At 69.5% G+C, this 8,546-nt stretch carries 6 protein-coding genes and 1 pseudogene; 4 read left to right on the forward strand and 3 right to left on the reverse strand.

The window, feature by feature from the left end:
* The 3 genes from AC27IO_RS17485 to AC27IO_RS17495 form a co-directional block, all read right to left on the reverse strand.
* Nucleotides 1–217 (reverse strand): class I SAM-dependent methyltransferase (locus AC27IO_RS17485; RefSeq protein ID WP_498739907.1); only part of this gene is annotated, 217 nt, incomplete at its 3' end.
* A 66-nt stretch (nt 218–283) separates the two neighbouring features.
* A complete protein-coding gene (locus AC27IO_RS17490) occupies nt 284–460 on the reverse strand; it encodes a hypothetical protein (protein ID WP_284430147.1) in 177 nt (58 codons plus the stop codon).
* 13 nt (nt 461–473) lie between these two features.
* Nucleotides 474–1,694 carry an MFS transporter gene (locus tag AC27IO_RS17495; protein ID WP_498739909.1) on the reverse strand — a complete coding sequence of 407 codons (1,221 nt, stop codon included), beginning with the start codon at nt 1,692–1,694 and terminating at the stop codon, nt 474–476.
* Between the two features lie 137 nt (nt 1,695–1,831).
* Here AC27IO_RS17495 and AC27IO_RS17500 point away from each other — a divergent pair, with 137 nt between their 5' ends.
* The 4 genes and pseudogenes from AC27IO_RS17500 to AC27IO_RS17515 form a co-directional block, all read left to right on the forward strand.
* Nucleotides 1,832–3,814 carry a DNA topoisomerase IV subunit B gene (locus AC27IO_RS17500; protein WP_498739911.1) on the forward strand — a complete coding sequence of 661 codons (1,983 nt, stop codon included), beginning with the start codon at nt 1,832–1,834 and terminating at the stop codon, nt 3,812–3,814.
* 69 nt (nt 3,815–3,883) lie between these two features.
* A complete protein-coding gene (locus tag AC27IO_RS17505; protein WP_498739913.1) occupies nt 3,884–4,666 on the forward strand; it encodes a lytic transglycosylase domain-containing protein in 783 nt (260 codons plus the stop codon).
* A 15-nt stretch (nt 4,667–4,681) separates the two neighbouring features.
* The gene (gene parC / locus AC27IO_RS17510) at nt 4,682–7,033 is read left to right on the forward strand and encodes a DNA topoisomerase IV subunit A (protein WP_498739914.1); all 2,352 of its coding nucleotides are present in this window, start codon (nt 4,682–4,684) and stop codon (nt 7,031–7,033) included.
* Between the two features lie 171 nt (nt 7,034–7,204).
* Nucleotides 7,205–8,546: pseudogene (locus AC27IO_RS17515) on the forward strand (methyl-accepting chemotaxis protein); the annotation flags it as partial.

Here is an 8,546-nt window from a genome sequence, read left to right on the forward strand (position 1 = left end):
CGATGTCCGCGCAGAGGATTTCGCCCAGCCCCCGCAGCGGGGCCAGCGCGTCGGGGTCGCGGTCCACGCCGGTCACGGGGTGGCCGCGGCCGTGGAGCCAGCGCAGGTGCCGGCCGCTGCCGCAGGCCACGTCCAGCACGCTGGCGCCGGGCGGCAGGAGATGGGCCCAGCGCCGGACCCATTCCGAAGGCGGCTCAAGGCTGTGAATGGCTGGCATTTGCTATGAAAATAATAGCATTAAAGGCAATTAAATCGCCGGCATGAAGGCGATTTGGCGCCATCGTCAGAAGCAGGCCCACAGCTGGTCGGCCATCATCACCACGAAGTCCGGCTCCGCATACAGGAGGAACACGGCGGCCAGCAGCACCGCGCCGGCGGCGCCCCAGGCCCACGCCCGGTGGGCGCGAGCTGGGCGCGCGGTGCGGGCAGGGCCCGGCGAGGGGTGCGGGGTGGGCGGCATGTTCCGGCGCTTTTCAGGCGGAGGCCGGTTGCGGCGCCCGGTGGATCGGGCTTTCCTTGACCGGCAGGTTCACCAGCCCGGCCAGCACGCCCAGGCCGATGGCCAGGTACCAGACCAGGTCGTAGCTGCCGGTGGTGTCGTACAGGTAGCCCCCCAGCCAGACGCCCAGGAAGCTGCCGATCTGGTGGCTGAAGAACACGAACCCGCCCAGCATGGACAGGTGCTGCACGCCGAAGATCTGCGCCACCGTGGCGTTGGTGGGCGGGATGGTGGACAGCCACAGCACGCCCATCACCGCCGAGAACACGTACACCGACAGCGGCGACAGCGGCACCAGCAGGAACACGCTGATCGCCACGGCCCGGGCGAAGTAGATGAAGGCGAGGATGTAGCGCTTGGGATTGCGCTGGCCCAGCGTGCCGGCGATGTACGTGCCGAACACGTTGAACAGACCGATCAGCGCCAGCGCGTAGCTGGCCACCTGCGGCGACATGCCGTGGTCCTTGAGGTAGCTGGGCATGTGCACGCCGATGAACACCACCTGGAAGCCGCAGACGAAGTAGCCCGCCGTCAGCATCAGGAAGCTCGGGTAGCGCAGCGCCTCGCCCATGGCCTGGCCCACCGTCTGCGAGCGCGGGGTGGTGGTGCGGCTTCGAAAGCCCGGCTCGCGCAGGCCGAAGGCCAGCGGCACGATCAGCAGCACCATGGCCGAGAGCACCAGCAGCGCCTCCTGCCAGCCCAGGCGCACGATGAGCTGGCCCTCCACCGGCACCATCAGGAACTGCCCGAACGAGCCGGCCGCCGCCGCCACGCCCATGGCCCAGGAGCGCCTCTCCGGCGCGATCTGCCGGCCCAGCACGCCGTAGATGACCGCATAGGTGGTGCCCGCCTGCGCCGCGCCGATCAGCACGCCCGCGGTCAGGGCGAAGAGCGCCGGCGTGGGCGACAGGGCCATGCCGACCAGGCCCAGGCTGTACAGCACGGCCCCGCCGATCAGCACGCGGAAGGCGCCGAACCGGTCGGCCGCCATGCCCGCGAAGATGCCGAAGCAGCCCCAGGCGAGGTTCTGCACCGCGATGGCCAGCGCGAACGACTGGCGGGTCCAGCCCATGTCCTGGGTGATGGGCTGCAGCCACAGCCCGAAGCCGTGGCGGATGCCCATGGACAGCGTGACGATGGCGGCGCCACACACCAATACCTGGGCCATGGACAATTTCTGGGGGTCTTGAGGCATCCGGCAAATGTAGCCAAAGCGGCGCATTCGCGTGCACGCCTTCGCGACCCATTCCACCGCGGGCATCGGCGGCGGGTGAAAGGAGGGCTGGGTTTATATCCAGCCCATCCGGCCCTGCGGCACTACAATCCGCCCCCATGGCAGCCAAACCCTCCTCCACCCCGCCAAGCGAATACTCCGAAGGCTCGATCCGCGTCCTCAAGGGACTGGAACCCGTCAAGCAGCGTCCGGGCATGTACACCCGCACCGACAACCCGCTGCACATCATCCAGGAAGTGCTGGACAACGCGGCCGACGAGGCGCTCGCCGGCCATGGCAAGAAGATCAAGGTCACGCTGCACGCCGATGGCTCGGTCAGCGTGGAAGACGACGGCCGCGGCATCCCGTTCGGCCTGCACCCCGAAGAAAAGGCCCCGGTGATCGAACTCGTGTTCACCCGCCTGCACGCGGGCGGCAAGTTCGACAAAGGCTCGGGCGGCGCCTACAGCTTCTCGGGCGGCCTGCACGGCGTGGGCGTCTCGGTGACCAATGCGCTGGCCCTGCGTCTGGAGGCCAGCACCCACCGCGAGGGCAAGGTGGCCCGCCTGGTGTTCGAAGGCGGCGACGTGACCGAGCCGCTGGTGGCCCGACCGCTGGCCGCCGGTGAGCGCAAGCAGGGCACCACGGTGCGCGTGTGGCCCGACGGCAAGTACTTCGAGGCGACCGCGCTGCCCATGGGCGAGCTCACGCACCTGCTGCGCAGCAAGGCGGTGCTGATGCCCGGCGTGTCGGTCTCCCTCGTGAACGAGAAGACGCGCGAGACGCAGACCTGGCAGTACAAGGGCGGCCTGCGCGACTACCTCGGCCAGACGCTGAACGCCGACCCGGTGATCCCGCTGTTCGAAGGCGAAGGCTTCGCCGACCGGCACCACGAGAGCTTCGCCGAAGGCGAGGGCGCCGCCTGGTGCGTGGCCTTCACCGAAGACGGCCACCCGGTGCGCGAGAGCTACGTCAACCTGATCCCCACCAGCGCGGGCGGCACGCACGAAAGCGGCCTGCGCGACGGCCTGTTCAATGCCGTCAAAAGCTTCATCGAACTGCATTCGCTGCTGCCCAAGGGCGTCAAGCTGCTGCCCGAGGACGTCTTCGCCCGCGCCAGCTACGTGCTGTCGGCCAAGGTGCTGGACCCGCAGTTCCAGGGCCAGATCAAGGAGCGGCTGAATTCCCGCGACGCGGTGCGGCTGGTGAGCGGCTTCGTGCGCCCGGCGCTCGAACTGTGGCTGAACCAGCACGTCGACTATGGCAAGAAGCTGGCCGAGCTGGCCATCAAGGCCGCGCAGACGCGCCAGAAGGCCGGCCAGAAGGTCGAAAAGCGCAAGGGCTCCGGCGTGGCCGTGCTGCCCGGCAAGCTCACCGACTGCGAGAGCCGCGACCTGGCGCACAACGAAGTCTTCCTGGTCGAGGGCGACTCGGCCGGCGGCAGCGCCAAGATGGGCCGCGACAAGGAAAGCCAGGCCATCCTGCCGCTGCGCGGCAAGGTGCTCAACACCTGGGAGGTGGACCGCGACCGGCTCTTCGGCAACACCGAGATCCACGACATTTCCGTGGCCATCGGCGTGGACCCGCATGGACCCAACGATTCGCCCGACCTCTCGGGCCTGCGCTACGGCAAGGTCTGCATCCTGTCCGATGCCGACGTGGACGGCTCGCACATCCAGGTGCTGTTGCTCACCCTGTTTTTCCGCCATTTTCCGAAGCTCATCGAGACCGGCCACATCTACGTGGCACGCCCGCCGCTGTTTCGCGTGGACGTGCCGGCGCGCGGCAAGAAGCCGGCCTCCAAGATGTATGCGCTGGACGAGGGCGAACTGGCGGCCATCCTCGACAAATGCGCCAAGGACGGCGTGGCGCGCGAGAAGTGCCAGATCAGCCGCTTCAAGGGCCTGGGCGAGATGAACGCCGAGCAGCTGTGGGAAACCACGCTCAACCCCGACACGCGCCGCCTGCTGCCCGTGCAGCTGGGCGACATGGACTTCGCCGCCACCGAAGGCCTCATCACCAAGCTGATGGGCAAGGGCGAGGCCGCCGCCCGCCGCGAACTCATGGAACTGCACGGCGACGCCGTGGAAGTGGACATCTGAGCCATGGCCTGGCGCGACCGGTTCGGACGTTCAGGCCTTTCTGGCCTCTGGCGCGTGGTTTGCGCCGGCATGCTGCTATTGTTTTTGCAGCAAACGGCGCGCGCCGACCTGTGGGCCTATGTGGACGAGCGCGGCGTGACCCACTTCGCGGCCGAGCAGGTGGACGGGCGCTACGGGCTGTTCTTTCGCGGCAACGATTTCGACTCCACCCGCGACGGCCCGGCGGCGGCATCCGCGGGCGCCACCGCGGCCACGCCGTCCGGTGCCCGGCTGCTGGCCTTCTTCGACATCTCCCCCGACTACAAGCGCGTCAAGCACCACCTGCGCGCATCGGCCAGCCAGAACGGCGTGGACTACGAACTGCTGCAGGCATTGATCGCCACCGAATCGGGCTTCGACGCGCGCGCCGTATCGCCCAGGGGCGCGGTGGGGCTGATGCAGCTCATGCCCGCCACGGCGTCCCGCTTCGGCGTGGCGGGCGAGGCGCGCCGCTCGGTGGAGCAAAAGCTCACCGAACCGGCGATCAACGTGTCGGCCGGCACGCGCTACCTGCGGCACCTGCTGGACCTCTTCGACGGCCGCACCGACCTGGCGCTGGCCGCCTACAACGCGGGCGAGGGCGCCGTGCAGCGCGCCGGCAACCGCATTCCGGCCTACCGCGAAACGCAGAACTACGTGAAAAGCGTGCTGGGCCTGTATGCCCAGCTCAAGCCCCCGGCACCGCTGCTGGCCCACCGGGCCACGCCGGGCCGCGTGCGCATGGAACTGGGCGCCGGTTCCGATGACACCCCATCCCAAAGCGCTGCGGCCGGCCTGCCGGCCCGCACCGTCGGCGCCCCGCGCGCCCCTTGACCTTCGATTTCCCGAATGAGCGACCAAACCCCTCTCGATCTTTCCCCGCCCGAATCGGACGACAGCCTGGGCCTGGCCGGCTACGCCCAGCGCGCCTACCTGGAGTACGCCCTGTCCGTGGTCAAGGGCCGCGCGCTGCCCGACGTGTGCGACGGCCTCAAGCCCGTGCAGCGCCGCATCCTCTACTCCATGGACCGCATGGGCCTGGGGTATTCGGGCCCGACCCGCAACGTGGCGGCCAAGCCGGTCAAGAGCGCCCGCGTGGTGGGCGACGTGCTGGGCCGTTTCCACCCCCACGGCGACCAGTCGGCCTACGACGCGCTGGTGCGCCTGGCGCAGGACTTCAACCAGCGCTACCCGCTGATCGATGGCCAGGGCAACTTCGGCAGCCGCGACGGCGATGGCGCCGCGGCCATGCGCTACACCGAGGCGCGGCTGTCGCGCATCACCAGCCTGCTGCTCGACGAGATCGACGAGGGCACGGTTGATTTCATGCCCAACTACGACGGCAGCACGCAGGAGCCGCGCCAGCTGCCCGCGCGCCTGCCGTTCGCGCTGCTCAACGGCGCCAGCGGCATCGCGGTGGGCTTGGCGACCGAAATCCCCAGCCACAACCTGCGCGAGATCGCCGATGCCTGCGTGGCGCTCATCAAGGCGCCGCAGCTGTCCGAGGCGGAGCTGATGGCCATCGTGCCCGGGCCGGACTACCCCGGCGGCGGCCAGATCATCAGCACGGCGGGCGACATCGCCGACGCCTACCGCACGGGGCGCGGCAGCCTCAAGGTGCGCGCGCGCTGGAAGATCGAAGACCTCGCGCGCGGCCAGTGGCAGCTCATCGTGACCGAGCTGCCGCCCGGCGTCAGCACGCAGAAGGTGCTGGAGGAGATCGAGGAAATCACCAACCCCAAGGTCAAGGCCGGCAAGAAGGCCCTGTCGCAGGACCAGGTGCAGCTCAAGGGCAGCGTGCTGGCTGTGCTCGATGCCGTGCGCGACGAGTCCAGCAAGGACGCGCCGGTGCGCCTGGTGTTCGAGCCCAAGACCGGCAAGGTGCCGCAGCAGGAACTGATCACCACGCTGCTGGCGCACACCAGCCTGGAGACCTCCTCGCCCATCAACCTGACCATGGTGGGGCTGGATGGCAAGCCAGTGCAGAAGTCGCTGCGCAAGATGCTGGAGGAATGGATCGCCTTTCGCCAGGGCACCATCGTGCGGCGCTCGCAGCACCGCCTGGGCAAGGTGCTGGACCGCATCCACATCCTCGAAGGGCGGCAGATCGTGCTGCTCAACATCGACGAGGTGATCGCCATCATCCGCGCCAGCGACGAGCCCAAGGCGGCGCTGATCGCGCGCTTCGCGCTGTCGGACCGGCAGGCCGAGGACATCCTGGAAATCCGCCTGCGCCAGCTGGCGCGGCTGGAGGCCATCAAGATCGAGCAGGAGCTGAAGGAGCTGCGCGCCGAGCAGGGCAAGCTGGAGGACATCCTGGGCAACCCCGGTTCGCTGCGGCGCCTGATGATCCGGGAGATCGAGGCCGACGCCAAGACCTTCGCCGATGCGCGCCGCACGCTCATCCAGGCCGAGAAGAAGGCCATCGCGGAGGTGCGCGTGGTGGACGAGCCCGTGACCGTGGTCGTCTCGCAAAAGGGCTGGGTGCGCGCGCGCAGCGGCCATGGGCACGAGCCGGGCAGCTTCGCCTTCAAGGCGGGCGACGGCCTGTATGCCACCTTCGAATGCCGCACGGTCGACACGCTGCTGGCCTTCGGCAGCAACGGCCGGGTGTACTCGGTGGCGGTGTCGCTGCTGCCCGGCGCGCGCGGCGATGGCCAGCCGGTCACCACGCTCATCGAGCTGGAGTCGGGCACGCAGCTGCTGCATTATTTCGCCGGGCCGGCGGTCGCCACGCTGCTGCTGGCGGGCTCGGGCGGCTACGGCTTCCTCGCCTCGGTCGAGAACATGACGGCGCGCCAGCGGGGCGGCAAGGTCTTCCTCTCGCTGGGCGAGGGCGAGACCGTATGCCGCCCGTCCCACGCCTGGGGCACCAGTGGCGCGCAACTGCTGGCGCCGGCCACGCACGTGGCCTGCGCATCGGCGGGCGGACGCATCCTGACCTTCGAGATCGGCGAGCTCAAGACCATGGCCAACGGCGGCCGGGGCCTGATGCTGATCGACCTGGAGCCGAAGGACACACTGGCGGGCGCAGTGGCGTACACGCGCAGCATCCGCCTGGAAGGCCTGGGGCGCGGCGGCAAGGAGCGCGAGGAGACGCTGGAGATCCGTTCGCTGAACAACGCCCGCTCGCCGCGCGGGCGCAAGGGCAAGGCCGCCGATCTGGGCTTCAAGCCGTCGGCGGTGTTCCGGGTCGAATAACCCCCCGGTCGCCGCGCAGCCGCCCAGCGGCCCGCGGCGACGGGCGCTGGGGCTGGGGCTGCGCAGGCGCGCGGGCCCGCGCCCAAGGGTTTGTGCCCTGCACAAGGCCACCCAACCATGCGCACCATGGAGACCTCTTTCCTGGGTTGTTGGAGCCAACGGAGATCGGCCATGAAGAATCTGCGCATTTCCCACAAGCTCTGGGGGGCTGTCGCCGCGATCGTGATCGCGCTGGCCGCCGTGGTCGGCACTTCGGCCTACCGCTCGGCCGCCACGCAGGCCCGCTCCGCGCAGGTCACGGCCGACATGGCCATGCGGGTGGAAGCGGCCCTGCGCTGGGCCGGGCTCACCGAGACCAACGCCGCGCGCACGCAGGCCGTCATCGTGAGCAGCGATCCGGCGGTGGAGGCGGAGTTCAAGGACCTGATCGCGGCCACGTCCGCGCAGATCACCGAGGTGCAGAAATCGCTGGAGGCCTTGCCGCTGTCAGAGGCCGACAAGGCGCAGATGGCCACCATCGCCAACGCGCGCAAGGTCACGATCGACCTGCGCACGCGGGCCCGCCAGCTGAAGGCCGGGGGACAGCAGGCCGAAGCCACCACGCTGGTCAAGCAAAGCTACAACCCGGCCGTGTCCGCCTATCTGCAGACGCTGCGCGACTTCGTGCAGCTGCAGCAGCGCAATGCCCAGGCCGGGCAGCAGGCCGTGGCCGCGGAGCGGCTCGTGACCGTGCGCATGGGCGCCCTGGCCGTGGCGCTGCTGGTGGCGGGCATGGTGGCGGGGGCTTATTTTTTGATCCGCAGCATCCAGCAGCCGCTGGCCGAGGCCAACGCGCTGGCCGCGCGCATCGCGGGCGGTGACCTGAGTGGCACCCAGGCCTCGGTGCGGGGCGACGAGCTGGGCGACCTGCTGCGCTCGCTGCAGACCATGGGCGATTCGCTGGGTCGCGTGGTGCAGCAGGTGCGCCGCAGCACCGACAGCATCGCCATCGCCAGCGCGGAGATCGCCGCGGGCAACCAGGATCTGTCCGCGCGCACCGAGCAGACGTCCAGCAATCTGCAGCAGACGGCCGCGACCATGGAGCAGTTCTCCAGCACCCTGCAGCAAAGCGCCGGCAGCGCGCGCGAGGCCAGCGGTCTGGCCGAGGGCGCTTCGGGCGTGGCGCGGCGCGGCGGCGAGGTGGTGGCGCAGGTGGTGGCCACCATGGAGGAGATCCAGCAAAGCAGCCGCAGGATCGAGGACATCATCGGTGTGATCGATGGCATTGCCTTCCAGACCAACATCCTGGCGCTGAGCGCTGCGGTGGAAGCCGCCCGCGCCGGCGAACAGGGCCGCGGCTTTGCCGTGGTGGCGAGCGAGGTGCGCAGCCTGGCCGGTCGCTCGGCCGAAGCGGCCAAGGAAATCAAGGCGCTCATCGGCAACTCGGTCGAGAAGGTGGAAGCGGGCTCGCGCTGGTGCAGGACGCGGGCACGACCATGGAAGAGATCGTGAGCAGCGTGCAGCGCGTGAGCGA

This window comes from Acidovorax sp. KNOB132 (assembly GCF_057541515.1).